We start from the raw sequence: 26,366 nt of genomic DNA, 5'->3' as shown, positions 1-26,366 counted from the left end.
GGATCAAAGTCGAGCGAGCGCTCGGGGTGATATCATCGGGCGCGACAAGACAACTACGCGCAAGTAATGCCGATGAATACAGTCGATCAAAGCAAAGCTCGTGCCGAACGCGATGTAATTGGACGCGATAAGAACGTCACGATAGAAGCTCCAAAGACGATGGTCGAAAAACTGCTTCATCGCTTGAAGCAACAATACGACTCGAGTGATGAAACAAAGATCACGATTGATGAGCTCGCGCGCTACCATGCCCGCCGGGCTCAGGATGGCGTCCAGGGGCTCGAGGACAAGCTTAGGGCGGCCAATATGTCTCACTACTACGATGAGGCTATCGAGAAGAAGGAGATGTTCGCGAAGCTTCTTGAGCGATGGTCATTGTATTCTTCGGCCCAGTCGATCTTCGTCCATATTCTCGCCAAGACCGAGAACGAGTTTTCTCACGTGATCTATCCGCAGATCCCGAAGTTGTCCGAGCACGAGATGAACGTGATGGTCATGGATCGCATCGTCAATCCAATTGTTGAAGAGTGCAACAGTGAGTTGATGATTATTAGTCACAACATTGTTCTGGGAATGGTTTATTGGCTGGCCGAGCAGTGCTTCATACGGTGGCACCACAGCCCAAGAGCTGTGGCATGACCCAGCTATCATACAACGAGGCCTTCGATCCCTACCATACGGTTTTCAGGTACTTGAGACTGTACTTCGGGTGCAACCTTCGGGAAGCTGTGCCCTTCGATAAGTTTAGGATCCTCGATTTCTATCTGCTTTATCCGTTCAGATTGCAGAACCTGCAATTGTTTTCGGATGACACGGGCTGGCGATCGGTCAGCAAGGCTTACTCGCGACTTAAGCCATACGGTGAGTTGCCGGATGACAATTCCTTGTTCGACCGCATGGCGCCTTTCCAAAAGACCGCCGCCGAGAGCATGGCAAAAGCCGGGATTATTCGCGAAGAAGCCTGGGAGCGAAACCAGATCCTGTTTGCTGGCGAGCAAGTTGGGGTGGAACTTGAAGGCCGGTGTTCCGAGCTAAATACCTCTATGGCCGACTTTATCTCGATCCTATGTCAGATCAATAGCCGATACGCCCTCTATGGGAAAGACGGTCTGAAAGCCCGCAGCAAGTTACTGGAATACAGATATGATCCGATTTGAGCCCTGCCTGATTGTCCGGCGCCTAGTGGTCAAACGCGGTGCGTATATCGCCTATGACGAGCAGTTCCACGCAGGGGTCAACGTCGTCCGCGGCGATAATTCCTCGGGCAAGTCTACCATACTCAATTTCATATTCTTTGGCTTGGGAGGAGATCTCAGCAAACTCGACTGGAGTGATTATGCATTGTTGTGCGACCACGTCTGGATCGAGGTCGAGTTCAACGGCAATCCTGCCGTTCTGCGTCGGAAGATTGACGTGTCGGCTCAATCGGACATGGAGATATTCGGCGGACGTTACGAAGCTGCGGCGGCCGCGCCAATCGAATCTTGGCTGCGGTACTCGTATGCGCGCTCTCAAAACAAAGAGAGCTTCTCTCAAGCGATCTTTCGGCTGCTGGGAATGCCCGATGTCGCAGTTGAGGGGACTTCGAGCATAACGATGCATCAGGTCCTCCGGCTGCTTTATGCTGACCAACTTTCCCCCACCGATAGTCTCTTCCGGTTCGAAGGCTATGACCCGGAGAATCTGCGTGAAGCTGTAGGGAACCTTCTATGCGGTGCCTTCGACACTGCAATCTATGAATCCCAGCAGGCACTCAGAGCGAAGGAGAAGGAATTTCAGGAGGTCTCTGCGGAACTCCGGAGTATCTTTCGTGTCGTAGGCGGGGAGGAAAGCCTCGGACAGGAGTGGGTCACGCAGAAGCGCGCCAGTCTTATTGCGGACAAGGATCGTTTGTTGAACGAGATCGCGAAGAAGGAAGAGGAGTTCTTTTCTTCGTCAACGCTCCAGAGATTGAGCCTTAAGCAGCAAAACGAACTCTATAGCGCGGTCCAGCGACTGCAACAGGATCTCGTCGAAGCCCAAGAAGCCCAGGGTGGAATTGAATTTGAAATTTCCGATTCCGAATTGTTCATCGAGAGCCTGAAGCGGAAATCCGAAGCGTTGAGGGACGCCCGGCTTGCCGCCAAGCTTGTTCCCGACGTGCATTTCGCTACGTGCCCTGCCTGCTATGCAGAGCTTCTTGAAGCGGACGAGCACTCCTTCGCATGTCACCTGTGTAAGACGCCGATCGACCCAGAACGGGCGAACGAGCAAGTTACCGGGATCATCAATAATCTTTCCATACAAATTAAGCAGTCCGAGCGTCTTCAGGTAATCCGCGGAGACCGATTGAAGACCCAGGTCACAAAGGTCGAGGATATCAAATCTCGCTGGGCTGCGAAGTCGCGTGAGTTGTCGGCGATTGCAGCCCGGCCGACCTCAAAGGTCAGAGAGGAGATCAGGGAACTCCATCGGCAACTTGGATACCTCGATCGGTCCATTGAGGATGTCGAGGCGCAGTTCAAACTGGCGAACAAGATCGGTGATCTCTCGCAGAGGAAGGCGAACCTCGGATTGGACATCCAAAACTTGGAAAACCGGATTGCGACGTTGAAGAGAAATCAGACCGATAGGATACGAGTGGCTCGTAGCGAAATCGAGCGCGAGACAATCAAGCTGCTGAAGGGAGATCTCAAGCGCCAGGACTCGTTCGTCGATCCGAAGAGGGTGGAGTTCTCTTTCGGAAAAAATACGATCACAGTTGACGATCACACGTACTTCTCAGCCAGCTCCCGCGTGGTGTTGAAGACGGCCTTCCTTGTTGGCTTTCTGGCCGCGGCGTTGCACGACAAGGACTTCCGGCATCCTCGTTTCCTCATGATCGATATCACCGAAGACAAGGGTATGGAGCAGGCCCGAAGCCATAATTTCCAGAAGCAGGTCATTGAGATATCAAAATCAACGGATGTGGAACATCAAGTCATATTGGCGACTGCAATGCCTTGGAGCCAAATCCCGGAAGATCTCTTCGTTGGAAAATTCTCGACACTCGAACACGGCACCTTGAACATCATTCGACCTGTTACGTAGGATTTGCGATGGGAAAACGGCAGTTGATTGAGATTGGTGGCGAGACGTTCGGTACTCAAGCGGAGGCGCGTGAGCGCTTTCGAGGTATTCTCTACAAGTACGGCCTAAACCAGAAGGTCGATGAAGTGGACGACCGGTTTCTAAGGCTGGCGCTGCTGCGGCATCCAGAATATGCCGCGAAGATCGGAGCTGGTGTCAGACATTTCGAAGTCCGATTGGCAGACTATGGAACTCGGTGCTTTTGGGTCGTCCGTGTTGACGGCACAGTCGCGCGATTTTCATTCAAAGAATGCTATCGACCCTTATAGGGCGGGAGCCTCGAGCGGTGCTAGAGATTCCTTGGTGTGCCTTTGGCAAACCACAGCCCCATGAACTCGGAACGGCGCGGATATATCATGCCTTGTAGTCCGCCACATCCCGTGTCATAGATCTCGCATGAAGAACGAACGGAGTTTCTCTTTCGGCATGATGATGCTGCGCTCATAGCGTGGCGGAACTCGTGCGTCTTCATCAGCGCCCACCGCCCTCGAGGCGGTTTTTCTTTGTCTGCACATCCGTCTCGCGGGCTTACGCACAGCCAGCAAAGGATGACCGCAATGACCAGCTTCTACCTATCAACCTCCATCCCCTATGTGAATTCGTCTCCGCATGTCGGCTTCGCGCTCGAGCTTGTCCAGGCGGACGCTCTCGCGCGGCACAGGCGGCTCCTCGGGGATGATGTGTGGTTTCAGACCGGAACCGACGACAACAGCCTGAAGAACGTCCGCGCGGCTGCCGCGGCAGGGGTTTCGACTGCGGATCTCGTCGCCAGCAACTCCGGCCGTTTCGAGCGACTTGCCGCAGCGCTCGACGTCGTACCTGATACGTTTGTCAAAACTTCATCGGATCCGCGGCACGAGCCGACCGTGCGTGCCCTGTGGAATGCCTGTCTTGCCAATGGCGACCTCTATCGCAAGTCCTACAGTGGTCTCTACTGCGTCGGATGCGAGCAGTTCTACGACGAGGAGGAATTGGCCGGAGGATGCTGCCCCGAACACGGAACCATACTAGAAGCCGTTTCCGAGGAGAATTGGTTCTTCAGGCTTTCGCGATACGAGCGGCCACTGCTCGATCTGATCAAGAGCGGAAGACTTGAGATCGTCCCAGATCACCGTCGCCACGAGGTTCTGTCGCTTCTGCGTTCCGGTCTTCACGACCTTAGCGTTTCCCGCAGTGCCGTTCGCGCAGGCGGATGGGGCATCCCGGTCCCGGATCATCCCGAGGATGTCGTCTATGTCTGGTTCGACGCCCTCGCAAACTATTTGTCAGGCATCTCCTTCGAAGAAGACCCGGATGGCTTCGAACGTCGCTGGTCGAATGTCAGAACGCGCTGCCACCTCATCGGGAAAGGCATATCGAAGTTCCACGCTATCTACTGGCCAGCCATCCTGCTCTCGGCGGGGATTGAGCTGCCCACGCGCATTCTCATCCACGGTTACCTCACGGTGGATGGACGGAAGATTGGCAAGTCGTTTGGCAACGGCATCGATCCCGAACCCATCATTGCCGATTACGGAACGCCCGACGCGCTTAGATACTATCTTCTGCGCCACATTCGTCCCTTCGATGACGGTGACTTTTCCAAGAGCCGCCTTCAGACGGCATGGAACGGAGAACTCGCCGACCAGATCGGAAACCTTGCCAGCCGCGTGCTCGCCCTCATAGACAGACAGTGCGACGGCATCGTGCCTCGTCTCCGCCGAAACGAGTTCACGCGATCCACCGATCAGCTCACGGATGACGTGCTGGCAGCGTGGGATCGTCGTGAGTTTCACTCCGCGCTGAGCCTGATACTCAGGCACGCGGCAGCGGCGAATGCCCGGCTCGTGCGGAAGGCGCCGTGGACGGATGCGAAAAGGCTACTCCACAGCACTGGAGAGGAGGCGTCGGAGCTTTCTTCGAGGATCGAGGACAGCCTCGCCGAGCAGGTCCACGCGCTTTGCACGATTGGACGATTTTTGTTTCCATTCCTGCCATCATCATCGGAAGCCCTTCTGGCGAAGTTCGGCCTGCAAGCTCCTCGGCTCTATGGCGAGGAACTGGTTTCCGATGGCCGGAGTATCGCTCCTGGCGACGTTCTCTTCCCGAAGAAGCAACTGATGGTGTCGGTATGAGGTCCCTCCGAGGGAACCATGTTGAGCAAGTGCGCGATATGTAGCGTCCACTGAATGTCGAGGTAGATCCGCTGTCCGGAGATAACAGCGGCCCAATAGCCAAAGACGCGATAGTTACGCTGGGGAACACGTATGTCCGAAAGGTCTGCTGTGACCAGGTGAAATCTCCGCCTAGCGAGACGCCACGGCAAGCGGCTCGACCATGATCGCCTCGATCCCCGAGGCCTCGTCATCGAAGAATGACCGCCGCGCTTTTCCCAGACGGTAGTCGTCCATTTGTGCTCGTAGCAAAACCACTGGGCTTCACCGTACCCCACCTCGTATCCAAGCCCACCCCATTTTACACATCCGGGGAACTCGCAGAAATGATCTGCGAGCGTCATCTTGTCTGCAGAGCGTGCGATCTTTGCGGTATCGTCAGCCATGGAGAAATCCTTGAAAGATGAGCGCGTTCGGCTCCGGGATATTAGGTTTCTGAGGCGGAATGGATTTTTGGGGCAGGCCCAGATTTCGCGGCGAGAATCCCTGACGGAATGCACAAATTCGCCCGTGATGCACGGCGCGACTTCGCTGGAGTCAAAGACAGGCCAACAATGGTAAAGCCGGGAAGACGAAATCGTTTCCTTGGAAAAACAGAATCGCAGCTCGCCTTAGGCAGAGAGTTGGGCTCACACGTGAAAGACCTTCTTGCCGCTCTAAGGCTAAAGCCGACGGGAGCCCTGTAGGCCGTCCGCCCGCGCCGCTGCGATATGGGGGTCTCCACGACACGGGCGGACTACCAATGGAGCAAGGGGAGATTTCCATCGCAAGTAAATGGGTATCGTTGACCATTGGAGGGGTGTGGCTCAACATCACAAGAAGGAGCATAGAGGTCTTTAATGATACCGAAAATTGACGGTAAGAAACATGACGTCGGAAAACCCTTCAACATCTGCCAGCAGGCGGCCTTGCTGGCCATGGTCGCGCAGCAGGTCGATATGGATCTCGGAGAGGTGGTCTGGTCGGGCGGGGACGTTCACCTCTATCTCAATCATCTGGATGCGATTCGTGAGCAGCTCAGCCGTGAACCGAAGCCGTTCCCGACTTTGCGCCTGTTGCGCCGGCCCGACAGCATTGACGATTATCGCATCGAGGATTTCGAGGTTGTGGGCTACGAGCCACATGCCGCGATTGCGGCCGAAGTCGCGGTTTAGGCATTCCGGCCGGCAACGAGCACGGCGCCTGTGACGAGCAGCGCTGTTCCGACGAGCTGCCATACGCCAAAGCCGGCCGTCGTCTTTCCGGATATTGTGGCATCGAATGCCAGGCCGGCCAGCAGCTGGCTGGCGACGAGTACGGCGATGGTGGGCGCCGCGCCAAGGCGTTGATATCCCAGGATGCCGGCAAAGACGAAGAACGAGCCGAGCAGGCCTGGTAGCAAGGCCCACGGCCTGATGGCACCGACGGCTTCCGCAAGGCCGGCGAGGCCGTTGCGCGAAATCAGGATCGCAAGCAATGCCGACAAGCCGACAGAGGAATTGATCACGAGGGCGATGAGCACTGTCGACGCCGACTGGGTGATCCGTACCATCAGCGCGTTCTGCAGAACCAGAGATATGCCGGCGAGAATGAGCGTTGCCACAGTGATCGGCATGGTGCTTCTGCCCTCAGGCCATCGGTTTGGAGTCGGGATCGGTGCGCTGATCAAGCAACAGCTGCAGGAAGGCCAGATCGAGCCAGCGCCCGAACTTGGTGCCGACCTGTGGCAGAAGGCCGACCTGCTGGAAGCCGAGCTTTTCGTGCAGCCTGATCGAAGCCTCATTACCGGCCTCGATGCCCGCGACCATCGCATGCTTGCCGATCGACCGGGCGCGTTCAATGAGTTCGATCATCAGCGCCTTGCCGATGCCGCCGCGATATTGATCGTTGCGGACATAGACGGAATGCTCGACCGTATGGCGATAGCCGTCGAAGGCGCGCCAGTCGCCGAATGAGGCGTAGCCGATCACGTCGCCTTGATCATCGGTCGCCACCAGTACTGGATAGCCGAGCTTATGCCGGTCCAGCAGCCATTGTTGGCGATTGGCGATATCGACCTGCGTTTCGTTCCATATCGCAGCGGTGTTGGCAACAGCGTCATTGTAGATCGCAGTTATCCCCGCAATATCCTCGTCTCTCGCATCGCGAATTTGCATCGGCGGCTCCGTGGTCATCCACTAAATTGGATGGGTATTTGGTTCGGCGTTCCACTCTGTCATACACCGATTTTTGCATTCGTCTACTATGTTATTACAAAAATCCAACAAATCGAAAGCAATGAGATCAACGGCGCATCATGCGCGATCTGATGAAATATAGCACCATTTCAACAACTAAATAGGCTCTTGAATTCAATTGTCGCCGGATCGCTAAGTTTGGATGGCGCGATCTTTCAAAGGCGTCTGACATTGATTGTCTTTCCCATATTTGTCTACTATAGTGACGGAATGTCTCAACTTGATAATATCGACAGGCGCATCGGCGCACGCATTCGCATCGAACGGGAGAGCCGCGGCTGGTCGTTGACGGAGCTGGCCGAGCGCTCGACCGTATCCCGTGCCATGATCCACAAGATCGAGCGCGGCGAGAGCAGCCCGACGGCAACGCTGCTCGGCAAGCTCTCCGGCGCCTTTAGCTTGAGTATGTCGACCTTGATGGCGCGTGCGGAGATGCAGCAGGGACGTTTTCTCCGGAGGCAAGAGCAACCTGTCTGGGTCGATCCGCAGACGGGCTATGAACGCCGGCACGTTTCCCCGAAGTCGGACCTGCCGCTCGATCTCGTCCGCATCGAATTGCCTGCGGGGGCGGAAGTTCCGATGCCCGCGTCGGCCTATGCCTTCATGCGGCAGCTGATCTGGGTACTGGAGGGACGGCTGACCTTTCTTGAAGGAGACGCCAGGCATCTGATGTCGGCGGGCGATTGCCTGGAACTCGGTCCACCGACGGATTGCGTCTTCAGGAATGAAAGCAAAGTGCCCTGCACCTATGCCGTCCTTGTGCTTCGCAACGCGTGAGGCGGGGCGCTAAACTTAGCGTTACCGCACGGCATTCCGCTCGTCCGGCCGGGCGATAGGCGATATGGTGCCACCTTCCTCAAGCGGAGAAGGAGATTGGCCGTGGAGATCGCAGTCATAGGAGCTGGCGCCATGGGGAGTGCCATCGCTCGCCGTCTGGTCGAAAACAGGGCGAGAGTGGTCACCTATCTTGAAGGGCGCTCGGCTTCGACTGTCGAGCGCGCGAAAGCAGCAGGCATGGAGCCGGTCGGGCTGGACGCGATTGCCGCGTCGCGTCTCATTCTTTCCATCGTTCCGCCGGCCGAGGCGGTTGCCGTGGCCAAGCAGGTCGCCGCCGAGCTCCGCCGGCACGGCAGCAAGACGACTTTCATGGATTGCAACGCGATCTCGCCGAAGACCATGACCGAAGTTGCGGCGATTTTCGGCAGCGACTGCGGCGTGGTGCTCGATGGCTCCATCATTGGCGGTCCGCCGAAGCCCGGACAGAAGGGACCGAAGCTTTATGTGAGCGGCGATGCCGCCAACGACAGTGGCGTGCTTGTGGAGCACGGGCTACAGGTTCGTCGCATCGACGGCGCGATCGGCGCGGCTTCGGCATTGAAGATGTGTTACGCCGGCATCAACAAGGGCGTCACTGGCCTCGGCACCGCCATGCTGCTTGCCGCGATCCGCTCCGGCGCCGATGCGGCGTTGAAACGCGAGCTTCAGGAAAGCCTGCCGGATCTCGATGCAAAATTCGTCCACGGCATTCCCGACATGTATCCGAAAGCCTATCGCTGGGTCGCGGAGATGGAGGAGATTTCCGAGTTTCTCGGCGAGGATGATCCCGCCGCCTTGATCTTCAAGGGCATGGCCGGGCTCTACCGAAAGATGGCCAGGGATCGGGAAGAGGGAGGTCTTTTGGCAGATCAGCTCGATAAATTGAATAGCGGCAGCTGATCCATGGCCATGACAGGTGCGTTCCATCTGCCGTTGCAGCCATCATGATGTAAAATCGCCGGGCCGATTCGCATTGGTGTCGGCGAGGCAGACCGAGGAAGACGCATGACACAGCCGATCAAGACCATCGTCGTTGCCGTATCGCGCAACGGCATTATCGGGCGCGAAGGCGATATGCCCTGGCGACTGTCATCCGATCTCAAGCGCTTCAAGGCGATGACGCTCGGTAAACCCGTTATCATGGGGCGCAAGACGTTCCAGTCGATTGGCAAGCCGTTACCCGGCCGCCCGAATGTCATCATTACTCGCGACGCCGGTTTTTCGGCTGAGGGGATAGTCGCGGTCCATTCGCTCGATGAAGCGATCGAGGTTGCATCCCGTCTGGCTAAAGAAAGCAATGTCGACGAAATCTGCATCATCGGCGGCGGCGAAATCTATCGGCAGGCGCTCGATCTCTCCGATCGATTGCTGATCACGCATGTCGAGGCGGATGTGGAAGGCGATACGTCCTTTCCAGAGATCGATAGCGATATCTGGCAAACGGATAGCGAGCTTGCCGTTCCGGCAGGCGAAAAGGATACTTATCCGACGCGTTTCGTTAGCTATTTAAGGCGAAAAGCATAAAAGCTGCCCCCAAAAAGCAAATATTTTCCAATGAATCCGACGAACTTCCTGAAGTCGCGTTGAAAGCAGGTGCTTCGATACCTATAACGGGAAACGATCGCCACCGCCTGCGGAGTTCAAGCCATGAATTTCATGGGTTTGGAGCGATTTCGGGAGTCAACAGATAAAGAGGTTTTGATGCCTTGGAGCAATCAGAATGGCGGCGGCGGCGGCCCATGGGGCGGCGGTGGCGGCGGCGGAAATAATCAGGGACCTTGGGGGCAAGGACCGAACCGGCCGCGAGGTGGCGGCAACGGAGGACCTCCGGACCTTGAGGATATCATTCGCCGTGGTCAGGACCGATTGAAAGGTTTCGTGCCCGGTGGCTTCAATGCAGGCGTCGTCCTTATCATTGTCGCGGTGATCGGCATCTTCTGGCTGATTCAGTGCATCTACACCGTGCAGCCGGACGAGCGGGGCGTTGAACTGCGCTTCGGCAAGCCGCGCGAGGAAGTTTCGATGCCCGGCCTGCATTTCCATCTGTGGCCGATGGACCGCATCGAGTTCGTCAAGGTTACCGAACAGCAGCGTAATATCGGCGGCCGCTCCACGGCCGGTTCGACGTCCGGATTGATGCTGACGGGCGACCAGAACATCGTCAACGTGCAGTTCTCGGTTCTCTATACCGTGACCAATCCGCAATCCTATCTGTTCAATCTCGAAACCCCCGACGAGACGCTGCAGCAGGTTGCGGAAAGTGCCATGCGTGAAGTCGTCGGTCGCCGTCCTGCTCAGGACATTTATCGCGACAAGCGTCAGGAAATCGCGACCGAGGTCAGAAGCATTATCCAGGATACGATGGATCGCTACGGCGCCGGCATTTCCATCAATGCCGTGCCGATCGAGGATGCGGCTCCGCCGCGTGAAGTGGCCGACGCGTTCGACGAAGTGCAGCGTGCCGAACAGAACGAAGACCAGCAGGTGGAAGAGGCCAATCAATACGCTAACCAGCAGCTCGGTCAGGCTCGCGGCCGCGCGGCCCAGATCCGCGAAGAGGCGGCTGCCTACAAGGATCGTGTCGTGAAGGAAGCTCAGGGTGAGGCGCAGCGCTTCATCTCGATCTACGACGAATACGTCAAGGCGCCGGAAGTGACCCGCAAGCGCCTGTTCCTGGAAACCATGGAGTCCGTCATCGGCAATTCCAACAGCATTATCATCGACGACAAGCAGGGTGTCGTGCCTTACCTGCCGCTGAACGAAATCGGCAAGCAATCCACGACACAGGCGGGCAAGCCCGCTGCTGCAACTCAGCCGGAGGCCAAATAATGACGTCCAGCCGTTTGCCAGCCATTCTTATCGCGCTTGCGGTAGTGCTGCTGCTCATTTACTCGTCGGTGTTTGTGGTCAATGCCAGAGAGCAGGCGATCGTCCTGCGCTTCGGTCAGATCCGGGAAGTCAAGACGGAGCCAGGCCTGTACTTCAAGCTTCCCTTCGCCTTCATGGACGCCGATCGCGTGCAGTATATCCAGCAGCAGGAACTGCGCTTCGATCTGGACAATATCCGTGTTCAGGTTTCGGGCGGTAAGTTCTACGAAGTCGACGCCTTCGTCGTCTACAAGATCGCCGATGCGCGGAAGTTCCGCGAAACGGTTTCGGGCGATCGGGATGCGGCGGAATCGCGTCTCAGAACCCGCCTTGATGCTTCGCTGCGCCGTGTCTACGGCCTGCGCAGCTTCGATGCGGCGCTCTCCAGCGAGCGCGCCTCGATGATGACGGAAGTGCGCAACGATCTGCACCGCGATGCCGAAACGCTCGGTCTCAACATCGAGGACGTCCGCATCCGCCGCACCGACCTGACCCAGGAAGTGTCGCAGCAAACCTACGACCGCATGAAGGCCGAACGTCTGGCGGAAGCCGAACTGATCCGCGCCCGCGGTAACGAAGAAGGTCAGCGCCGGCGTGCAGTCGCCGACCGTCAGGTCGTCGAGATCGTTGCCGATGCGCAGAAGGATTCGGAAGTGTTGCGCGGTGAAGGCGAAGCCGAGCGAAATGGCATCTTCGCCGATGCCTCGAAGCGTGATCCGAACTTCTATGAGTTCTATCGTTCGATGGCCGCCTACAACAAGGCACTTGCCTCGGGTGGCAAGACGCTCGTTCTGCCGCCGAATCAGTCGGACTTCTTCAAGTACTTCGACAGTCCGGCAGGTTCTGCGCCCAAATCGGGGGCTCCGGCGCTCGCCAACCCGACGCCGCCTGCGAACTGACGTCGATCTCAAGCAAACGGAAGGGCTGCCCCCGGGTGGCCCTTTTTTTATGGCGGATTGCATCACCTTCAGCCTGCAAGCATCGGCGGCGGGAGGTTCGGGGATTTCTCAAAAAGGTGATTTCACGCTTCATCATTCCGCCTTATGTTGATGCTTATACAAGTTTTCCCTTTTTCGATGAGGATGCCTGATGGCTTCGACCAATCGCCTGCTTTTCAGCCGTTCGTTTGCCTTGCTTGCGAGCATCGCGCTGATTGCCGGCCCCATTGTGGGCGTTACCGAACAGGCTTATGCGCAGACGCAAAACAGCGGTGCGGCCGCAGGCGCTCAGGCGCCCACCACCACCAATAACCAGACGCCGCCGGCAGCATCTCCCACAATCACGACGAACCCGGCGATGAATGCGGGGCCGGCATCGGTCGCCGATCTCGCTTCCGGATTGCTCGATGCGGTGGTCAATATTTCCACATCGCAGAAGGTCAAGGATGAGGGGAATGGGCCGGCGACTCCGAAGGTGCCCGATAACTCGCCCTACCAGGATGAATTCAACGATTTCTTCAACAACAAGAAAGACGACGACAGCAATCGCAAGGTGAGCTCGCTCGGCTCCGGTTTCGTCATCGACCCTTCCGGCTATATCGTCACCAACAATCACGTCATTGAAGGGGCCGACGATATCGAGGCGATCTTCCCGAACGGCACGAAGCTGAAGGCCAAGCTGATCGGCACCGATACGAAGACCGATCTTTCGGTCCTCAAGGTCGAGCCAAAACATCCGTTGACGGCCGTCAAGTTCGGCGATTCCTCCAAGATGCGGATCGGCGACTGGGTGATGGCGATCGGCAACCCCTTCGGTCTCGGCGGATCGGTCACCATCGGCATCGTCTCGGCGCGCGGCCGTAATATCAACGCCGGCCCCTATGACAATTTCATCCAGACAGATGCGGCGATCAACAAGGGCAATTCCGGCGGTCCGCTCTTCAACATGAAGGGCGAGGTGATTGGCATCAATACGGCGATCATCTCGCCGAGTGGCGGTTCGATCGGCATCGGCTTTGCCGTGCCGTCCGAATTGGCCGAAGGCGTCGTCAATCAGCTTCGCGACTTCGGCGAGACGCGCCGCGGCTGGCTCGGCGTGCGCATTCAGCCGGTAACCGATGATGTCGCCAACAGTCTCGGCCTTTCAGAGGCTAAGGGCGCGCTCGTGGCTGGTGTCATCAAGGGCGGTCCGGTCGACAACGGTTCGATCAAGGCGGGTGATGTCATCCTCAAATTCGATGGCAAGGATGTGGACGAGATGCGCGACCTGCCGCGTGTCGTCGCCGAAAGCCCCGTCGGCAAGGAGGTCGATGTCGTCATCTATCGCGATGGCAAGCAGCAGACCGTCAAGGTGACGCTCGGGCGGCTGGAGGACAGCGACCAGGCGGCAGCCGCAAGCACCGACAAGAACAAGAAGCCGCAGCTCGCACCCGACGATAAAGGCAATAGCGACGGCGTCATCAATCCCGACCAGGGAGACGATGGTGACGACGACGGCATGGACGGGCAGGATCAGGGTGGTGATCCGCAGCAATCGCCGCAGGCTCAGCCGCCCGCGCAGGCGACCTCGAATATCCTTGGAATGAAGCTCTCGACACTGACGGCGGAAAACCGCAAGAGCTTCGGCATTGCCGACAGCGTCGATGGCGTCGTCATCACCGAAGTAGCACCAGGCTCAGCGGCCGCTGAAAAGGGGTTGAAGCCTGGCGACGTCGTCGTCGAGGTCGCTCAGGAGTTCGTCCAGACCCCGAGTGCCGCCGCGGACAAGGTGGCCTCGCTGAAGCGTGAGGGACGTCGCAATGCGCAGATGATGATCGCGTCTCCGAATGGTGACCTGCGCTTCATCGCTGTCGCGTTGGAGTAGATTCAGCTCCCGGCTTGCTCCGTCTGCTGCGCGCGCCACTCGGCGGCGCTCAGGCGGTGGACGACGTGACGCTTCAGGTGCGGATGTGTCTCGCGGATTTGCGGATGGTCGAAATCCCAAGCCGGATTGGGGTGCATGCCGATCTTGTGCATCACAGCAAGCGCTCGGCGGTTGTCATGCACTGCGACGGACAGGATTTCTTCGAGATTCAGGATGGTGAAAGCGTGACGCATAAGGGCCAAGCCGGCCTCGGTTGCGTAGCCGTTGCCCCAATGGCGCGCTGATATTCGCCAGCCGATCTCAACGGCATCTCTCGGCAAATAAGGGGTGAGCTCCACCCTGGACAACCCCGAGAAGCCGATTGCCTCGCCGCTATGCTTCAGCACCAGAACCAGAAAATCGAAGCCGGGTTCGCAGATGAGGTTCCGGATCATGGCGAAGATGGTGTCGGCATCCTCACGGCTGCGGCTGAAGGGAAAGAATTCGAGAACGGCCGGATCGGAGCTCAGCTCATAAAACAGCTCGCGATCCTCTGCCAGGCATGGCCGCAGGATTAGCCGAGATGTTTCGATTGTCGTCATCGCCCGGAGCGCCACTCGGCCGAGGTCAGGCGGTAGAGGACATGGCGCTGCAAATGGGGATGGGTGTCGGGAACGTTGGGGTGATTGAAATCGCCTCCCTCGACGCGGTGCATGCCAATCCGCTCCATCACTGCGGTGGACCTGACATTGTTATGCACGGCGAAGGAAACGATTTGGTCCAGGCCATGTTTCCCGAAACCGTGGGCAAGGAGCGCGCGCGCTGCCTCGCTGACCAATCCTTTGCCCCAGTGCCTTGCCACCAGCCGCCAGCCGATCTCGATCGTTCCGACCGGGACGAAGGGCTCCAGATGATCCGTTCGCATCAGCCCGCAATAGCCGATTGCTTCGCCGCTTTCCTTCAGCTCCAGCACGTAGAGGCCGAGCCCGGTTTCCGTGATCATCGATTGAACCCGATCGAAGAAGGCATCCGCCTCCGTTCGATTGCGGCGAAACGGAAAGAATTCCATGACCATTTCGTCGGAGTTGATCTCGTAGGCCAGGTCGCGATCGGTCTCGCGCCAGTTGCGGATGATGAGGCGATCGGTTTCGGTGATAATCATCTGTGGCCTCCGATATCAGCGACTTGCGCTGCTCTATGGTTTAACGAAGTCCGTCTTGCGATAGCCCTGGATGTACAGCAGGGCAGTCAGATCGCCGTGGTCGATGCGCATCCTGGCTTGTGCGGAGACCGTCGGCTTGGCGTGCAGCGCGACGCCAGCGCCGGCGAGCTGAAGCATGCCGAGATCATTGGCGCCGTCGCCGACTGCCATGGCGTCATCAGTGGAAATGCCGAGCTTTTCGGCAATATCGTTCAACGCATCCACCTTGGCCTGCTTGCCGAGAATCGGCTCCTCGACGAGGCCTGTCAGGATGCCGTTTTCTTCGAGCAGGATATTGGCCCGGTTTTCGTCGAAGCCAAGGGTCGCGCCGATGCGGCTGGTGAAGACGGTGAAGCCGCCGGAAACAAGGGCGGCGTAATAGCCCTTCGCTTTCATGGTGGCGATGAGTTCGGGACCGCCAGGTGTCAGCGTGATGCGTTTGGCGATGACATCATCTACGACGGAGAGCGGCAGTCCCTTCAAGAGAGCCACGCGCTCGCGCAGGGCCGGCTCGAAGGCGATCTCACCGTTCATGGCGCGGGCGGTGATGTCGGCCACCTTCTCCTTGAGGCCGACTTCGGCGGCGAGCTCGTCGATGCATTCCTGGCCGATCATTGTGGAATCCATATCGGCAATCAGCAGCTTTTTGCGGCGGGTGTCTACTTCCTGGATCACCAGATCGATAGGCTCGCTGCCGATCACGGCCAGAATATTGGCTTCCGCGGCCTGCGGGTCCGTATCGTCGCGAAGCGCAATATCGCAGGCAACGCCGTCGGCCAGCCAGTAAAGCCCGGACGCCTTGACGGCTTCAGCCGCTTTCTCTGCGATGGACGGAACAAGACCGGGGTTTGACGGATTGGCAATAAGCGTGGCAACGAAGGCCATGAGCAGAAACCCTATGAGCAATATCGACGCGATCCTGATAACCGGGCCGACCGCCAGCGGCAAGTCCGCACTGGCGGTAGAATTGGCGCGTTCGCATGATGGCGTCGTTATCAATGCCGATAGCATGCAGGTCTACGACACCCTGCGCGTACTGACTGCGCGGCCATCCGAAGCCGATATGGAAGGCATTCCGCATCATCTTTACGGTCACGTTCCAGCTGGCCAAGCCTATTCGACCGGTGTCTGGCTGCGCGAGGCCGGGGCATTGATCGAGCGACTACGCGACGAGGGCCGCATGCCTGTCTTTGTCGGGGGCACCGGGCTTTATTTCAAGGCGCTGACGGGCGGGCTTTCCGATATGCCCGATATTCCGCCCGATATCCGCAATCAGCTCCGCGGCCGCCTGCTGGCGGAGGGGCCGGAAGTGCTGCATCGCGAGCTTGCGGAACGTGACAATGCCGTTGCGGAAACGCTGAATCCGCAGGATGGGCAGCGCATCGTTCGCGCCCTGGAGGTGCTCGAAGCGACGGGCCAGTCCATCGCCGCTTTTCAGGGCAAGACCGGGCCAATGATCATCGATCCAGACCGCGCGCGAAAGATCGTGGTTTTGCCTGAGCGCGCTATCCTGCATCAGCGTATCAACAGCCGTTTTGAGACGATGTTGGCCTTGGGGGCGGAAGCCGAGGTGCGGGCTCTGTTGGCTCTGGATCTTCCGCCGGAAATGCCTGTCATGAAGGCTATTGGTGTCGCGCAGATCGCCGCGATGTTGAGGGGAGAGATGACGCGTGCCGAGGTCGTCGAAAACGGGGCTGCAGCGACGCGGCAATATGCCAAGCGTCAGATGACCTGGTTCCGCAATCAGATGAACGAGAGCTGGGAACGCTTGAGCCCGTAGTTCGCGAAGGGCCTCAGTCCTTGTCGTAAAGGCTGCTCAGGGGCTTCTTCAGAATGCTGTCCCGCAATGACAAGCCGGATTCCCGCCGCAGGGATGGGGCAGTTTCCCTTGGCGGCAGCGAGCGTGCGCCTCCTTCATCGCTGCGGAATTCGCGGCGCAATTCGGCAAGCTTGCTGTCGATTGATGTTTGCGAAGGAACTGCGGGTTGCGGTGCGGCAGTGCGCGGCAGCATGTCGGGACGGTAGGGTTCGATCGACGGCGGATTCGGCTCCGCCTGATACCGGGTCGTCTGCTGGACGGGCACATCGTCGAAATCGTCCCCGATATCGGTCATCGGTGCAGCATTGTAGTTCTGCTGCAGAGAGCCGAGATCGGGGCCGGAAATCGAGCGCATACGGCCGATGATCGTGCGCAGATCGACCGTATCCGGCGAATCCTCGCTGGTTTTCGCGACGCTGCCGCTGGCTTTTGGCAGCAAATGCCGTTCGACCTGGGAAAAGCGCATGCGCATCGGGACTGCGATGGCCTCGCCGAAGGCGATCGCTTCGCCATTGCCGATCGATGAGAGAAAGCTGGTCGTCGAGATCGAGGAATTCGGGATGGCCGAGCGGATGATTTCCTGGTCGTGGTCGTTGGCAAGACGCATGGCAAAGAGCGTTGAGCACTGCGAAAGGATCGTCTGGTCAAGCTCGCCCGGGCGCTGGGTGATGATGCCGAGCGAAACGCCATATTTGCGGCCTTCCTTGGCGATGCGGGCGATGGCCTGGCGCGTCGGGAAGAAGCCGAGGTTCGGATCGGCAGGGATATAACGGTGCGCTTCCTCGCAGACGACGAGCATATGGATCGCGCCGTCGCTCCAGAGCGCCAGCTCGAAGGCCATACGGCAAAGCACGGAGGCGACGGAATTGATGACTTCCGATGGGATGCCGGCGAGCTGGAAGGTGCAGATCGGCTTGCCGTCGCCCGGAATGCGGAAGATCTTGGCGATGGTCTCCATGATCGTATCGGTGATCGTATTGTTGGAGAACATGAAGTGATAGCGGGGATCGTTGATCGCCGAGATGATGCGCATCTTGAGCGACCGCAGATGCGGCTTTTCCTGACGGCCCTCAAGGCGGCCGATGCGCTCGTCGATCAGTGCGAGCAGATCGGCCATGCGGTATGGGACCGGCGTATCCGCCGTTACCGAGGCCTTTTCCGTCTGGCGGCGCATCAAGGTTGAATCGCTGCCGCGGAAAGCGCGCCTGGCTTCGGGAATAAGATCGCGCAGCGCATCCAGCTCTTCCGGTATCGCGGGGCGGCCACGGAAGACGACTTCGCTGAATTCCTCAAGCCGCATCAGCCAGAAGGGCAGGTCGAGCGTATCCGTGTCGATAACAACGGCATGCTTCGGAAAGGCGGCGGCGAACTCGTTATGCGGATCGAGGATCAGCACACGCAGTTTCGGATCGGCGCTGATCGCCTTGTGCAGCAGCAGCGAGACGGCCGTCGATTTTCCGACGCCTGTCGAGCCGACGACCGCGAAATGCTTCGCGAGCATCGAGGGAATGTGGATGGCAGCGTCGATGCTTTCGTCCTGCGTCAGCTTGCCGATGACACAGCTGCTGCCCTTGCCGGCATCGAAAATGCGCATGAGGTCGGCGGCGCGGATACGGTGTGCGATGGCGCCGAGATAGGGGTAGGCCGATATCCCGCTCGAAAATTCCTCGCGGCCATCCGGGCCGACGCGGACCTCGCCCAGCAATTCGACTTCGATGCGGAAGAGATTGTCCTGCCCTTCGCCCCAGCCGACGCTTTGCGTGTTCATCGAATAGACGAGGGCGGCCACGCGGTTCTTGCCGACGCTGATGGAAATCAGCCGGCCGACCGACCAAAGTTCGGTCAGGTCCGTGCCGCCGGCCTCGGCCACGGCGGCGATCGTCGCTCTAGAGCCATTGCACGCGACGACGCGACCGAGGAAGCGATTTCCCGGTTTCAATCTGTCGCGGCGATCAAGATCTCCAGCGTTGCCTGATGTCTGCAGATCGTTATTCAGCAAACAGTTACCCCAATCATTAGTGGCTGGAGCATAGAGACGGTGGCTTAATAAAACCCTGTCGACCACCCACGCTTTTTATAGGGTTTCCGCGGGGCCGCGATTTTTTATTGCTTCACGCGTTGACGCTTCGAAATTTTCTGTCTATCACTTCGGCCCATGAAAAACTCGATCGTTCTTATCGTGGTGGGAAGGCGCATGGGCAGGATGGTGTAACCATCCGGCGATAGCCACCCATGCGCTAGATGACAGGCTCCCCAAGGGGCCTTTTTTTATGCCCGAAATCGAGATTTCATCTTTCCAAACCTCCAGCAGACAGCGGAACAAACGTATGACCGGCACAGATAATCAGGCGAGCGGCAATCGAATGACAGGCGCGGAGATCGTGTTGCAGGCGCTCCGGGACAACGGCGTCGAACACATTTTCGGTTATCCGGGCGGCGCCGTGCTTCCGATCTATGACGAGATCTTCCAGCAGGACGACATCCAGCACATTCTCGTCCGTCACGAGCAGGGCGCCGGCCATGCGGCCGAAGGCTATGCCCGCTCCACCGGCAAGGTCGGCGTCATGCTGGTCACCTCCGGTCCGGGTGCGACCAATGCCGTCACCCCGCTGCAGGATGCCTTGATGGACTCCATCCCGCTCGTCTGCCTGAGCGGCCAGGTTCCGACGACATTGATCGGCTCCGACGCCTTCCAGGAATGCGATACCGTCGGCATCACGCGGCCCTGCACCAAGCACAACTGGCTGGTCAAGGACGTCAACGAGCTGGCGGCCGTCATTCACGAAGCTTTCCGCATCGCGCAATCGGGTCGTCCGGGTCCCGTCGTCGTCGACATTCCGAAGGACATCCAGTTTGCGACCGGCACCTATACGCCGCCGGAAGCGCATCATGTCCAGAAGAGCTATCAGCCGAAGATCCAGGGCGATCTCAACAAGATCAACCAGGCGATCGAGCTGATGAAGAATGCCCGTCGTCCCGTCATCTATTCCGGCGGCGGCGTCGTCAATTCCGGCCCGGAAGCCTGCAAGCTGCTGCGCGAGCTGGTCGAGCTGACCGACTTCCCGATCACTTCGACGCTGATGGGCCTCGGCGCCTATCCGGCATCCGGCAAGAACTGGCTCGGCATGCTCGGCATGCACGGTTCCTACGAAGCCAACATGGCGATGCACGATTGCGACGTCATGGTTTGTATCGGTGCGCGTTTCGACGACCGTATTACCGGCCGCCTGAACGCCTTCTCGCCAAACTCGAAGAAGATCCATATCGATATCGATCCGTCCTCGATCAACAAGAACGTCCGTGTCGATGTCGGCATTCTCGGCGATGTCGGCAATGTTCTGGAAGACATGGTTCGCCTGTGGCGTGCGCTGCCGCAGAAGCCGGCGGCGGAGCGCCTGGGTGACTGGTGGGGCGATGTTGCCCGCTGGCGCGCGCGCAATTCCTTCGCCTACAAGCCGAGCGACGATGTCATCATGCCTCAGTATGCGATCCAGCGTCTTTATGAGTTGACGAAGCATCGCGATACCTACATCACGACCGAAGTCGGTCAGCACCAGATGTGGGCGGCGCAGTTCTACGGCTTCGAACAGCCGAACCGCTGGATGACCTCGGGCGGCCTCGGCACCATGGGCTACGGCCTGCCGGCAGCACTCGGTGTTCAGATCGCACATCCGGAAAGCCTGGTCATTGACATCGCCGGCGACGCCTCGATCCAGATGTGCATTCAGGAAATGTCGGCTGCGATCCAGCACAATGCGCCAATCAAGATCTTCATCCTGAACAACCAGTACATGGGCATGGTTCGCCAGTGGCAGCAGCTGCTGCATGGCAACCGCCTGTCCAACTCCTACACGGAAGCGATGCCTGATTTCGTCAAGCTCGCCGAAGCCTATGGTGCCGTCGGGCTGCGCTGCGAAAAGCCTGGTGATCTCGATGCCGCCATTCAGGAAATGATCGACGTCAACAAGCCGGTTATTTTCGATTGCCGCGTTGCCAATCTCGCCAATTGCTTCCCGATGATCCCCTCGGGCAAGGCGCACAATGAAATGTTGCTGCCGGACGAGGCGACCGACGAAGCGGTTGCCAACGCCATCGACGCCAAGGGTCGCCAGCTGGTTTGATCGATAGCTGAGGCGCGGCGGTTGCCATGCCCCAGCCGATCCCGCTGGCATACCGAACAAGAACCGAGGAAACGGAACAAGGATAATGAACGCACACCTTCAACCCACGGGCTCCGCCTACTTCATTTCGCCCGAAACCGCAGCGGCTGAGAGCCATACGCTTTCGGTGCTTGTCGACAACGAGCCAGGCGTTCTTGCCCGCGTCATCGGCCTCTTCTCCGGCCGGGGCTACAACATCGAAAGCCTTACGGTTTCGGAGACGGAGCACCAGGCGCATCTGTCGCGCATCACTGTGGTAACGCGCGGCACGCCGCAGGTGCTGGAGCAGATCAAGGCGCAGCTTGAGCGCATCGTTCCCGTTCACCGCGTCGTCGATCTGACGGTGCGCGCCCGCGAACTCGGCCAGGAGCGGCCGATCGAGCGCGAAGTGGCGCTGCTGAAAGTGACCGGAAGCGGTGAGATGCGCGCCGAGACGTTGCGGCTGGCCGATGCCTTCCACGCCAAGGTGGTGGACGCGACCGTCGAGCATTTCATTCTCGAAATCACCGGCAAGTCCTCGAAGATTGACCAGTTCATCGCCATCATCAAGCCGCTCGGCCTCATCGAAGTCTGCCGCACCGGCATTGCCGCGATGAACCGTGGTTCGCAGGGAATGTAAGACCCTGCGGCGCGGATCGGTTTTCCGTTCGGAATTGCGTTAGAAATCAGAGCGGTTCAGTGCTTCCGTGGAACGCTGAACCGCTTTATCTTTGTGGCGGTCGGCCTGGGTCGGCGATGTTGTTTGCAGCGGAGGAATAGGGTGGCAGTCCTTGCCGGCGAGACTTTGCTTGAGATCGGCAGAAAGCCATGGCATCCGCCTGATGATATGCGTCTCGGCGCTGCGTTTTTTGTCCGCGGCGATTTTCCCTGGCTTGGACATTATTTTGGCTCGCAGAAACTGGCCTCGGTCCTCTCTCCTGGAATAGGCGGTGTCGTCTCCTGGGGTGGCCGTGCGCCGGCGAAGCTAGCGGACAGCGTTGCGCGGTTTCGCCATCTTCGACACTGGCATCTGGAGGATGGTTTTCTTCGGTCCATGGGGCTCGGCAAGTCCGGTGCCATTCCGCTGTCGATCGTCATTGACGATCTTGGCTTGCCCGTCGATGCCGGTCGGCCGTCGCGGCTTGAGCGATTGATAGAAGGCGCAGGAGAGGCAGGCGAGCTTGGCCGCGCCATTCGCGAGCAGATCGTTCTCAACAGGCTTTCGAAATACAATCATCTCCCACATCGCCCGCCCAGCATTGAGCGAATGACGAAGCGGCGCATTCTGCTCGTCGACCAGGTCGTCGGCGACGTTTCCGTCGGCCGTGCACTCGGCTCAAAGGCTTCTTTCGAGAAAATGCTTGCTGACGGGCTGGCGAGCGATGCGCAATGCCTGATCCGTACCCATCCGGATGTGATGGCCGGACTTCGTAAGGGGTATCTTACGGATGGCGCTTCGAAAGGCGATGCAATGCTTGTCGGTGACGAGGTGTCGGTGGCATCGATCCTCGAAGTCGTCGATGAAGTCTGGACGGTTTCCAGCCAATTCGGTTTCGATGCGTTGCTGCGTGGCATCCCGGTTCGCTGCTATGCCGCACCCTTTTATGCCGGCTGGGGTGTGACTGAGGATCATTTCGGCGTCCATACCAAGGCCGCGCTTGCCGGCCGCCGAACGAAGCTTCGGACCGTCGATCAGATCGCTGCCGCCGCCTTTTCGCTCTATCCGACCTATCGCGATCCGGCAGACTGGCGGGAGATCGACGTTTTTCGGGCGATCGAGCTGATCGTCGCGCAGCAGAAGGCCGCTGCCTGAACCTACAGCATGTCCAGTGACTTCTTTCGCGACGGCGGCGGGAAGGCGGCGTCGAGGATAGCCCAATCTTCGTCCGTGATGTCGATATCGATCGAGTCGCGGTTCTCCTCGATGCGCTGGGCGTTCGAGGATTTCGGGATCGATATCACGCCGTCGCGCTCCAGTAGAAAGGCGAGGGCAATCTGGGCCGGTGTCGCCTGATAGGTCTTGGCGACGCGGATCAATTCCGGGTGATGGAGCAGACGGCCCTGTTCGATCGGCGAATAGGCCATGATCGGAATGCTGCGCTCCTGGCACCAGGGCAACAGGTCGTATTCTATGCCGCGCCGGGAGAGATTGTAGAGCACCTGGTTGGCGGCGACATTGCCGCCATTCGGCACGGAAAGCAGCTCATCCATATCGTTGACATCGAAATTCGAAACGCCCCAGGCCTCGATCTTGCCCGCAGCCTTCAGACCTTCGAAAGCTTCTACCGTTTCTTCAAGCGGGTAGTTGCCGCGCCAATGCAGCAGATAGAGATCGATGCGATCGGTGTTCAGGCGCTTCAGGCTGCGTTCGCAGGCTTCGACCGCGCCTTTGCGGCTGGCATTGGCGGGATAGACCTTGCTGACAAGAAAAACCTCGTCGCGACGGCCTTCGATAGCCTTGCCGACCACTTCTTCGGAACCGCCATCGGCATACATTTCCGCCGTGTCGATCAGCGTCATGCCGAGATCGAGACCGGTTTTCAGGCTGGTGATCTCGTCCCGGGTGGTCGCGGCGCTCTCGCCCATATTCCACGTTCCCTGGCCGAGTGCCGGAACCATGATGCCGGAAGGAAGGGTGACGGTTGGGATGGGTTCGCGCATGGTCATTCCTCACTGCAGAAAACCGAAGGATAAGGGCATTCGACCGGATTTCAATCGACATCCGTCATGTCACCGTGACAATCACCCTATGGCTTTCGTATGGCTGGCGAACTAATGTCGCACGGCCATGCGTCGTTACATTTTGTGCGCATGAAGAAGAATTTTGGATGCCGCCCTGTCACGATACGGTGTCCTAGGAGGCATCATGGCGCTGGATACATTTCTGGCTCTTCTACTTTTCGCATTCACAACCTCAATCACGCCTGGGCCGAACAACATGATGTTGTTTGCATCCGGTGTGAATTTCGGTTTCCGCCGTACCATTCCGCACATGCTCGGCATCGGCGTTGGCTTTCTCTCGCTGTTGCTCGGTGTTGGACTCGGCCTGGGTGCTGTGCTGCACACCGTGCCGCTGCTCTATACCGTGCTGAAATTCGCCGGCGGCGCCTATCTCGTCTGGATCGCCTGGAAGATCGGCACGTCCCGCAGCCTGACCGAGAGCGAGGGCTCGGCGCAGCCGATGAGCTTCATCAGCGCCGCCGCATTCCAGTGGGTCAATCCCAAGGCCTGGGTGATGGCAGTCACCGCCATGGCGACCTATACCAATGAGCAGCTCTACCTCGTCACCGTCCTTCTTGTCGGGCTGGCATTTGCTGCGGTCAATCTGCCGAGCGTTTCGACCTGGGCCGGCTTCGGTTCGGCGCTGCGCGACTGGCTTTCTGATCCCGTCCGGCTCAAATGGTTCAACATAACCATGGCTATCCTGCTGGTGCTCAGTCTCTGGCCGATGCTAAAGTAGTCGCAAAGAGACAGGAGACAGCCATGTCCCACGGACACTCGCATGATGACGACGATCATCACCATCACCACGACAACCACTATTCGGACATGCAGGCGCGCATGAAGGCGCTCGAGACGCTGCTGACGGAAAAGGGGCTGATCGACCCGGCGGCGATCGACCGTATCGTCGAGACCTATGAGACGAAGGTCGGGCCGCGCAACGGCGCGCAGGTGGTGGCAAAGGCCTGGAGCGATCCCGATTTTGCCGATTGGTTGCGGCGCGACGCAACGGCGGCGATTGCCAGCCTCGGTTTTACCGGCAGGCAGGGCGAGCATATGCGCGCCGTGTTCAATACGCCGGAAACGCATAACCTGATCGTCTGCACGCTGTGCTCCTGCTATCCGTGGGCCGTGCTCGGGCTTCCGCCGGTCTGGTATAAGGCGCCGGCCTATCGGTCGCGCGCGGTGATCGATCCGCGCGGCGTGCTTGCCGAGTTCGGCCTGACCTTGCCGCAGGAGACGAAAATCCGCGTCTGGGATTCGACTGCCGAACTCCGTTATCTGGTGATCCCGGAGCGGCCAGCCGGTTCCGAAGGCATGGATGAGGCGGCGCTCGCGGATCTCGTCAGCCGCGATGCCATGATCGGAACGGCAATTGCCAAAACGCCGGAGGCCGCGCTATGAACGGCCCGCACGATCTTGGCGGCCAGATGGGTTTCGGCGCTGTCGCGCCGGAGCCGAATGAGCCTTATTTCCACGCCGAATGGGAAAAGCGCGCGCTCGGCATCACGCTTTCCTGTGGCGCCTTCGGTGCCTGGAATATTGATGAAAGCCGGCACGCGCGCGAAAACATTGCGCCGGCGAGCTATCTCGGCGCCAGCTACTACGAGATATGGACTCGTGCTGTTGATACGTTGCTCGAGCGGCATGGCTTTGCCACGTCCGAGGAGCTGCGCACGGGTCATGCGATCGAACAGGGCAGAGCGCCGAAGCGCGTTCTGAAGGCTGATATGGTCGATGGCGTCTTGGCCAAGGGCGGCCCTTGCGACCGACCGCTCGATTCAGCGCCGCTTTTCGCCGTCGGCGATCATGTGCGGACGAAGAATTTCAATCCGACGGGCCATACGAGATTGCCGCGCTATGCCCGGGCCAAGGCGGGTGTCGTCGAGGCTGTGCAGGGCTCTTTCGTCTTCCCGGACGACAACGCTCACGGCCGCGGCGAAAATCCGCAATGGGTCTATACGGTGGTCTTCGATGGCGGCGAGATCTGGGGCGAGGGTGCCGATCCCTCGTTAACGGTCTCGATCGATGCCTGGGAGAGCTATCTTGAGCGCGTGTGAGGTGCCGTCGCCTCTGGCGCAATCGCCTGGATTGCCGAAGTCGGCCGATGGCGAGCCGGTCTTTCCAGAACCTTGGGCGGCGGATGCTTTCGCGATGACCGTTCATTTGCATGAGAAGGGCCTGTTTGCCTGGAGCGAATGGGCTGAGCAGTTGTCGACGGAACTGCACAAGCCGGGCCGCGCGCCTGACGGCAGTGATTATTTCGATTGCTGGGTGGCTGCACTGTCAGGGCTGCTGGTCGCGAAGGGCATCGCCGATGCGGATACGATCCTGACTCTGCAGCAAAGCTGGCAACGTGCGGCGGAAGCAACACCACACGGCAAGCCGATTGCGCTGGAGAATGATCCACAGCGTTAAAGGATGAGCTTCCTCGGGCCATCCTCGTCCTTCGAGGCTCCGGTCTGCGTCCTCCGCACCTCAGGATGAGGATGGAGCCGATGCCGCATTCGATGAAGCCGATTTTTATCGACACGGAGAAAGACT

General features: G+C 58.9%; 26 protein-coding genes and 1 pseudogene. 20 read left to right on the top strand and 7 right to left on the bottom strand.

Going from position 1 to position 26,366, the window contains the following annotated elements; all coding sequences use genetic code 11:
* Positions 1-72 precede the first annotated feature (72 nt).
* The 6 genes and pseudogenes from AC13Q5_RS06715 to AC13Q5_RS06690 all read left to right on the top strand — a co-directional run.
* Positions 73-639 (top strand): ABC-three component system protein, encoded by a 567-nt coding sequence (locus AC13Q5_RS06715; RefSeq protein WP_488501197.1) that lies wholly within the window; start codon positions 73-75, stop codon positions 637-639.
* On the top strand, positions 636-1,157 hold the full coding sequence (locus AC13Q5_RS06710) for an ABC-three component system middle component 5 (RefSeq protein WP_488501196.1): 522 nt from the start codon (positions 636-638) through the stop codon (positions 1,155-1,157). Before AC13Q5_RS06715 ends, AC13Q5_RS06710 begins: the two co-directional genes overlap by 4 nt.
* Positions 1,144-3,069, top strand: coding sequence for an AAA family ATPase (locus AC13Q5_RS06705; protein WP_488501195.1), 1,926 nt, complete (start codon positions 1,144-1,146; stop codon positions 3,067-3,069). Before AC13Q5_RS06710 ends, AC13Q5_RS06705 begins: the two co-directional genes overlap by 14 nt.
* Positions 3,070-3,077: 8 nt before the next feature.
* Positions 3,078-3,377, top strand: coding sequence for a DCL family protein (locus AC13Q5_RS06700; RefSeq protein WP_488501194.1), 300 nt, complete (start codon positions 3,078-3,080; stop codon positions 3,375-3,377).
* A gap of 288 nt (positions 3,378-3,665) precedes the next feature.
* Positions 3,666-5,222, top strand: coding sequence for a methionine--tRNA ligase (metG, locus tag AC13Q5_RS06695; protein ID WP_488501193.1), 1,557 nt, complete (start codon positions 3,666-3,668; stop codon positions 5,220-5,222).
* A 911-nt stretch (positions 5,223-6,133) separates the two neighbouring features.
* Positions 6,134-6,415 (top strand): annotated as a pseudogene (locus tag AC13Q5_RS06690) (thymidylate synthase); the annotation flags it as partial.
* Here the strand turns inward: AC13Q5_RS06690 and AC13Q5_RS06685 are convergent.
* Positions 6,412-6,855, bottom strand: a complete 444-nt coding sequence (locus AC13Q5_RS06685) for a DMT family transporter (protein ID WP_488501192.1) — start codon at positions 6,853-6,855, stop codon at positions 6,412-6,414. The pseudogene AC13Q5_RS06690 and the gene AC13Q5_RS06685 overlap by 4 nt on opposite strands.
* Before the next feature lie 13 nt (positions 6,856-6,868).
* Positions 6,869-7,396 carry a GNAT family N-acetyltransferase gene (locus AC13Q5_RS06680; RefSeq protein WP_488501191.1) on the bottom strand — a complete coding sequence of 176 codons (528 nt, stop codon included), beginning with the start codon at positions 7,394-7,396 and terminating at the stop codon, positions 6,869-6,871.
* A gap of 291 nt (positions 7,397-7,687) precedes the next feature.
* On the opposite strand from AC13Q5_RS06680, the gene AC13Q5_RS06675 reads away from it, so the two are divergent.
* From AC13Q5_RS06675 to AC13Q5_RS06650, 6 genes are all read left to right on the top strand, one after another.
* On the top strand, positions 7,688-8,254 hold the full coding sequence (locus AC13Q5_RS06675; protein ID WP_075850870.1) for a helix-turn-helix domain-containing protein: 567 nt from the start codon (positions 7,688-7,690) through the stop codon (positions 8,252-8,254).
* A gap of 102 nt (positions 8,255-8,356) precedes the next feature.
* A complete protein-coding gene (locus AC13Q5_RS06670) occupies positions 8,357-9,193 on the top strand; it encodes an NAD(P)-dependent oxidoreductase (RefSeq protein WP_488501190.1) in 837 nt (278 codons plus the stop codon).
* A 105-nt stretch (positions 9,194-9,298) separates the two neighbouring features.
* Entirely contained in the window at positions 9,299-9,817 is a 519-nt protein-coding gene (locus AC13Q5_RS06665; protein ID WP_488501189.1) for a dihydrofolate reductase, read from the top strand.
* Between the two features lie 177 nt (positions 9,818-9,994).
* Positions 9,995-11,122 (top strand): FtsH protease activity modulator HflK, encoded by a 1,128-nt coding sequence (gene hflK / locus AC13Q5_RS06660; protein WP_075850867.1) that lies wholly within the window; start codon positions 9,995-9,997, stop codon positions 11,120-11,122.
* Positions 11,122-12,060, top strand: coding sequence for a protease modulator HflC (hflC, locus tag AC13Q5_RS06655; protein WP_075850866.1), 939 nt, complete (start codon positions 11,122-11,124; stop codon positions 12,058-12,060). The genes hflK and hflC overlap by 1 nt, the downstream gene beginning before the upstream one ends.
* 190 nt (positions 12,061-12,250) lie before the next feature.
* A complete protein-coding gene (locus AC13Q5_RS06650; RefSeq protein ID WP_075850865.1) occupies positions 12,251-13,963 on the top strand; it encodes a DegQ family serine endoprotease in 1,713 nt (570 codons plus the stop codon).
* Positions 13,964-13,965: 2 nt separating this feature from the next.
* Here the strand turns inward: AC13Q5_RS06650 and AC13Q5_RS06645 are convergent, their stop codons facing one another.
* Genes AC13Q5_RS06645 through serB form a run of 3 tightly spaced genes read right to left on the bottom strand, consistent with a single transcriptional unit; the run spans position 13,966 to position 16,028 of the window.
* Complete coding sequence (locus AC13Q5_RS06645) at positions 13,966-14,544, bottom strand: GNAT family N-acetyltransferase (protein WP_488501188.1); 579 nt, start codon at positions 14,542-14,544, stop codon at positions 13,966-13,968.
* Positions 14,541-15,104 carry a GNAT family N-acetyltransferase gene (locus tag AC13Q5_RS06640; protein ID WP_488501187.1) on the bottom strand — a complete coding sequence of 188 codons (564 nt, stop codon included), beginning with the start codon at positions 15,102-15,104 and terminating at the stop codon, positions 14,541-14,543. Before AC13Q5_RS06640 ends, AC13Q5_RS06645 begins: the two co-directional genes overlap by 4 nt.
* 33 nt (positions 15,105-15,137) lie before the next feature.
* A complete protein-coding gene (serB, locus tag AC13Q5_RS06635) occupies positions 15,138-16,028 on the bottom strand; it encodes a phosphoserine phosphatase SerB (protein WP_488501186.1) in 891 nt (296 codons plus the stop codon).
* A 13-nt stretch (positions 16,029-16,041) separates the two neighbouring features.
* On the opposite strand from serB, the gene miaA reads away from it, so the two are divergent.
* Complete coding sequence (gene miaA / locus AC13Q5_RS06630; RefSeq protein ID WP_488501185.1) at positions 16,042-16,923, top strand: tRNA (adenosine(37)-N6)-dimethylallyltransferase MiaA; 882 nt, start codon at positions 16,042-16,044, stop codon at positions 16,921-16,923.
* Positions 16,924-16,936: 13 nt separating this feature from the next.
* Here miaA and AC13Q5_RS06625 read toward each other — a convergent pair whose 3' ends face one another.
* Entirely contained in the window at positions 16,937-18,961 is a 2,025-nt protein-coding gene (locus tag AC13Q5_RS06625) for an ATP-binding protein (RefSeq protein ID WP_488501184.1), read from the bottom strand.
* Between the two features lie 328 nt (positions 18,962-19,289).
* On the opposite strand from AC13Q5_RS06625, the gene AC13Q5_RS06620 reads away from it, so the two are divergent.
* The 3 genes from AC13Q5_RS06620 (at position 19,290) to AC13Q5_RS06610 (ending at position 22,914) form a co-directional block, all read left to right on the top strand.
* Positions 19,290-21,083, top strand: coding sequence for an acetolactate synthase 3 large subunit (locus AC13Q5_RS06620; RefSeq protein ID WP_075850858.1), 1,794 nt, complete (start codon positions 19,290-19,292; stop codon positions 21,081-21,083).
* Between the two features lie 85 nt (positions 21,084-21,168).
* The gene (gene ilvN / locus AC13Q5_RS06615; RefSeq protein ID WP_075850857.1) at positions 21,169-21,741 is read left to right on the top strand and encodes an acetolactate synthase small subunit; all 573 of its coding nucleotides are present in this window, start codon (positions 21,169-21,171) and stop codon (positions 21,739-21,741) included.
* 141 nt (positions 21,742-21,882) lie between these two features.
* Positions 21,883-22,914: a capsular polysaccharide export protein, LipB/KpsS family gene (locus AC13Q5_RS06610; RefSeq protein ID WP_488501183.1), complete on the top strand. Its 1,032-nt coding sequence runs from the start codon at positions 21,883-21,885 to the stop codon at positions 22,912-22,914.
* Between the two features lie 2 nt (positions 22,915-22,916).
* Here AC13Q5_RS06610 and AC13Q5_RS06605 read toward each other — a convergent pair whose 3' ends face one another.
* Positions 22,917-23,762, bottom strand: a complete 846-nt coding sequence (locus AC13Q5_RS06605) for an aldo/keto reductase (protein ID WP_075850855.1) — start codon at positions 23,760-23,762, stop codon at positions 22,917-22,919.
* 205 nt (positions 23,763-23,967) lie between these two features.
* Here AC13Q5_RS06605 and AC13Q5_RS06600 point away from each other — a divergent pair, with 205 nt between their 5' ends.
* Genes AC13Q5_RS06600 through AC13Q5_RS06585 form a run of 4 tightly spaced genes read left to right on the top strand, consistent with a single transcriptional unit; the run spans position 23,968 to position 26,240 of the window.
* Positions 23,968-24,561 (top strand): LysE family translocator, encoded by a 594-nt coding sequence (locus AC13Q5_RS06600; protein ID WP_075850854.1) that lies wholly within the window; start codon positions 23,968-23,970, stop codon positions 24,559-24,561.
* A 23-nt stretch (positions 24,562-24,584) separates the two neighbouring features.
* Positions 24,585-25,226 (top strand): nitrile hydratase subunit alpha, encoded by a 642-nt coding sequence (nthA, locus tag AC13Q5_RS06595; protein ID WP_488501182.1) that lies wholly within the window; start codon positions 24,585-24,587, stop codon positions 25,224-25,226.
* Positions 25,223-25,882 carry a nitrile hydratase subunit beta gene (gene nthB, locus AC13Q5_RS06590; RefSeq protein WP_488501181.1) on the top strand — a complete coding sequence of 220 codons (660 nt, stop codon included), beginning with the start codon at positions 25,223-25,225 and terminating at the stop codon, positions 25,880-25,882. Before nthA ends, nthB begins: the two co-directional genes overlap by 4 nt.
* Positions 25,869-26,240, top strand: a complete 372-nt coding sequence (locus AC13Q5_RS06585) for a nitrile hydratase accessory protein (RefSeq protein ID WP_488501180.1) — start codon at positions 25,869-25,871, stop codon at positions 26,238-26,240. Before nthB ends, AC13Q5_RS06585 begins: the two co-directional genes overlap by 14 nt.
* Positions 26,241-26,366: the final 126 nt, after the last annotated feature.

It is taken from the genome of Martinezella sp. CNPSo 3964 (assembly GCF_057784375.1).
The sequence above is the reverse complement of the archived record's forward strand: the minus strand, read 5'-3'. Positions and strand labels throughout refer to the sequence as shown.

Coding starts and splice junctions, on each gene's coding strand:
- AC13Q5_RS06715 (WP_488501197.1), top strand. CDS start 73: ATGAATACAGTCGATCAAAGCAAAGCTCGTGCCGAACGCGATGTAATT.
- AC13Q5_RS06710 (WP_488501196.1), top strand. CDS start 636: ATGACCCAGCTATCATACAACGAGGCCTTCGATCCCTACCATACGGTT.
- AC13Q5_RS06620 (WP_075850858.1), top strand. CDS start 19,290: ATGACCGGCACAGATAATCAGGCGAGCGGCAATCGAATGACAGGCGCG.
- hflK (WP_075850867.1), top strand. CDS start 9,995: ATGCCTTGGAGCAATCAGAATGGCGGCGGCGGCGGCCCATGGGGCGGC.
- AC13Q5_RS06645 (WP_488501188.1), bottom strand. CDS start 14,544: ATGACGACAATCGAAACATCTCGGCTAATCCTGCGGCCATGCCTGGCA.
- AC13Q5_RS06600 (WP_075850854.1), top strand. CDS start 23,968: ATGGCGCTGGATACATTTCTGGCTCTTCTACTTTTCGCATTCACAACC.
- metG (WP_488501193.1), top strand. CDS start 3,666: ATGACCAGCTTCTACCTATCAACCTCCATCCCCTATGTGAATTCGTCT.
- AC13Q5_RS06680 (WP_488501191.1), bottom strand. CDS start 7,396: ATGCAAATTCGCGATGCGAGAGACGAGGATATTGCGGGGATAACTGCG.
- AC13Q5_RS06705 (WP_488501195.1), top strand. CDS start 1,144: ATGATCCGATTTGAGCCCTGCCTGATTGTCCGGCGCCTAGTGGTCAAA.
- AC13Q5_RS06685 (WP_488501192.1), bottom strand. CDS start 6,855: ATGCCGATCACTGTGGCAACGCTCATTCTCGCCGGCATATCTCTGGTT.
- nthB (WP_488501181.1), top strand. CDS start 25,223: ATGAACGGCCCGCACGATCTTGGCGGCCAGATGGGTTTCGGCGCTGTC.
- AC13Q5_RS06700 (WP_488501194.1), top strand. CDS start 3,078: ATGGGAAAACGGCAGTTGATTGAGATTGGTGGCGAGACGTTCGGTACT.
- AC13Q5_RS06665 (WP_488501189.1), top strand. CDS start 9,299: ATGACACAGCCGATCAAGACCATCGTCGTTGCCGTATCGCGCAACGGC.
- ilvN (WP_075850857.1), top strand. CDS start 21,169: ATGAACGCACACCTTCAACCCACGGGCTCCGCCTACTTCATTTCGCCC.
- hflC (WP_075850866.1), top strand. CDS start 11,122: ATGACGTCCAGCCGTTTGCCAGCCATTCTTATCGCGCTTGCGGTAGTG.
- AC13Q5_RS06605 (WP_075850855.1), bottom strand. CDS start 23,762: ATGCGCGAACCCATCCCAACCGTCACCCTTCCTTCCGGCATCATGGTT.
- AC13Q5_RS06675 (WP_075850870.1), top strand. CDS start 7,688: ATGTCTCAACTTGATAATATCGACAGGCGCATCGGCGCACGCATTCGC.
- AC13Q5_RS06650 (WP_075850865.1), top strand. CDS start 12,251: ATGGCTTCGACCAATCGCCTGCTTTTCAGCCGTTCGTTTGCCTTGCTT.
- serB (WP_488501186.1), bottom strand. CDS start 16,028: ATGGCCTTCGTTGCCACGCTTATTGCCAATCCGTCAAACCCCGGTCTT.
- miaA (WP_488501185.1), top strand. CDS start 16,042: ATGAGCAATATCGACGCGATCCTGATAACCGGGCCGACCGCCAGCGGC.
- nthA (WP_488501182.1), top strand. CDS start 24,585: ATGTCCCACGGACACTCGCATGATGACGACGATCATCACCATCACCAC.
- AC13Q5_RS06640 (WP_488501187.1), bottom strand. CDS start 15,104: ATGATTATCACCGAAACCGATCGCCTCATCATCCGCAACTGGCGCGAG.